This window comes from Acidisphaera rubrifaciens HS-AP3, from assembly GCF_000964365.1.
In the GTDB taxonomy this organism is placed as follows: domain Bacteria; phylum Pseudomonadota; class Alphaproteobacteria; order Acetobacterales; family Acetobacteraceae; genus Acidisphaera; species Acidisphaera rubrifaciens.
Genome location: NZ_BANB01001002.1, coordinates 1 through 2,338 on the forward strand (window position 1 = coordinate 1; position 2,338 = coordinate 2,338).

The 2,338-nt window shown below is 72.0% G+C and carries 3 protein-coding genes; all 3 read left to right on the forward strand.

From position 1 onward, the window contains the following. Positions 1-433, forward strand: a 433-nt coding sequence (locus B8460_RS19675; RefSeq protein WP_048863329.1) for a xanthine dehydrogenase family protein molybdopterin-binding subunit, incomplete at its 5' end; no start/stop codon positions are given. 45 nt (positions 434-478) lie between these two features. After that, complete coding sequence (gene gorA / locus B8460_RS19680) at positions 479-1,843, forward strand: glutathione-disulfide reductase (RefSeq protein WP_048863330.1); 1,365 nt, start codon at positions 479-481, stop codon at positions 1,841-1,843. Continuing rightward, the coding region (locus B8460_RS19685; protein WP_048863331.1) for an NADPH-dependent FMN reductase at positions 1,840-2,338 on the forward strand (499 nt) is incomplete at its 3' end. The genes gorA and B8460_RS19685, both read left to right, overlap by 4 nt.

A 2,338-nucleotide genomic window follows, 5' to 3' on the forward strand; every position in this document is an offset into this window, starting at 1 on the left:
TTCCGCCGTGTTCGCCGAGGTGCGCGTCGATGCCCGCCTCGGCACCGTGCGGGTCGCGCGCGTGGTGTCCGCCATCGCGGCGGGGCGCATCCTCAATCCGCGCACGGCGCGCAGCCAGATCATGGGCGGCGTGGTGTTCGGCATCGGCATGGCGCTGACCGAGGCGACGGTCGCCGATCATCGCCACGGCCGCATCGTCAACGCCAATCTCGCCGACTATCATATGCCGGTGCACGCCGATATCGGCGACATCGACGTGGTGTTCGTCGACGAGCCCGACGCGCTGACGAGCCCGCTCGGCGTCAAGGGGGTGGGCGAGATCGGCGTGGTCGGCACGGCGGCGGCGATCGCCAACGCGGTGCATCACGCGACCGGCGTGCGGATCGCGAGCCTGCCCATCACGCTGGACAAGCTGCTGCCCCATCTGCATTGAGGGACCGGTGCCGGCGATCACGCCGGCCCGGATGGGGCGGGCGCCATGGATTTCGACCTTTTCGTCATCGGCGGCGGGTCTGCCGGCACGCGCTGCGGGCGCATCGCGGCGGGCCACGGCGCGCGGGTCGCGGTGGCGGAGGCGCGGTTCTGGGGCGGCACCTGCGTCAATGTCGGCTGCGTGCCGAAGAAGCTGCTGGTGCAAGCCGGGGAGTACGGCCAGTGGGCCGAGGACGCGGCCGGGTTCGGCTGGTCGATCCAGACGCGCGGCCATGACTGGCGGGCGCTGATCGCGGCCAAGGACCGCGAGATCGAGCGGCTGAGCGCCACCTATCGCCGGCTGCTGACCAACGCGGGCGCGACGCTGTTCGACGCCCATGCCCGGCTGGTCGATCCGCACACGGTCGAGGTGGACGGGAAGCGGGTGACGGCCGAGCGCATCGTCATCGCGACCGGCGGCCATCCGGTGCGCCCGACCCTGCCGGGAGCGGAGCACGGCATTATCTCCGACGACGCGTTCTTCCTGCCGGAGATGCCGCGCCGGATGGTGCTGCTGGGCGGCGGGTATATCGCGGTGGAGTTCGCCGGCATCTTCGCGGCCCTCGGCGCGCAGGTCGACCTGGTCTATCGCCAGCCGCTGCCGCTGCGCGGCTTCGACGAGGACGTGCGCACGATGCTGGCCGAGGCGATGGACGCGTCCGGTATCCGGCTGCACCCCGATTGCGGCATCGCCCGCATCACGCCCGACGGGGCGACGCGGCGCGTGACGCTGGCGAGCGGCGAGGCGATCACGGCCGATCTGGTGTTCTTCGCGACCGGCCGGGCGGCGGCAACCGGCGGCCTCGGGCTGGAGGTGGGGGGGGTCGCGACGGCGCCGGGCGGCGCCATCGTCGTGGACGCGGAGTTGCGCACCAGCGTGCCGCATATCTACGCCATCGGCGACGTGACCGACCGGCTCAACCTGACGCCGGTCGCAACGGCCGAGGGGCATGCGCTGGCGGACACGCTGTTCGGCGGCCGTCCGCGCCGCGTGTCGCTGGAGAACGTGCCGACCGCCGTGTTCTCGACCCCGCCGGTCGCGACCGTCGGACTCACGGAAGACGAGGCGGCGCGGCGCGGCGCGGTCGATGTCTATGTCGCCCGCTTCACGCCGATGCGCCACAACCTGACGGGGCGGGCGCGGCGGACGATGATGAAGCTGGTCGTCGATCAGGCGAGCCAGCGCGTGGTGGGCGCGCATATCGTGGGCGACGACGCGGCGGAGATCATGCAGGGGGTCGCGATCGCGGTCACCTGCGGCGCGACCAAGGCGGATTTCGACCGCACGATCGGCATCCATCCGACGGCGGCGGAGGAACTGGTCACGATGCGCACCCGCACGCGCGTCAGCGGCGGGGAGGCGGCGCGATGACGGCGCATGCGGACCGCATTCTGGTCCTGTACGGCTCCTATAGGTCGGACCGGATGGGTATCAGGCTGGCCGAATACCTCGTGGACCGCCTTGCCGCGCGCGGCGCGTCGCCGGTGCTGATCGACGCCAAGGCGGTCGGGCTGCCGATGCTCGACCGGATGTACAAGGAGCATCCGAAGGGCGCGGCGCCGCCGGCGCTGGAGGCGCTCGCGCAGCAGATACGCGACGCGGATGCGTTCATCTTCGTCACCGGCGAATACAACTGGGGCGTCCAGCCGGGGCTGAAGAACCTGACCGATCATTTCCTGGAGGAATGGTTCTGGCGCCCCGCGGCGATCGCCAGCTATTCGGCCGGCCGCTTCTCCGGCGCGCGGGCGGCGACGGCGTGGCACGGCATCCTGTCGGAAATGGGCATGGTGGTCGTCTCCAGCACGCTCGCGGTGGGACCGATCGGCGCCTCCCTCGGCCCGGGCGGCGTGCCGCAGGGCGAGGGCG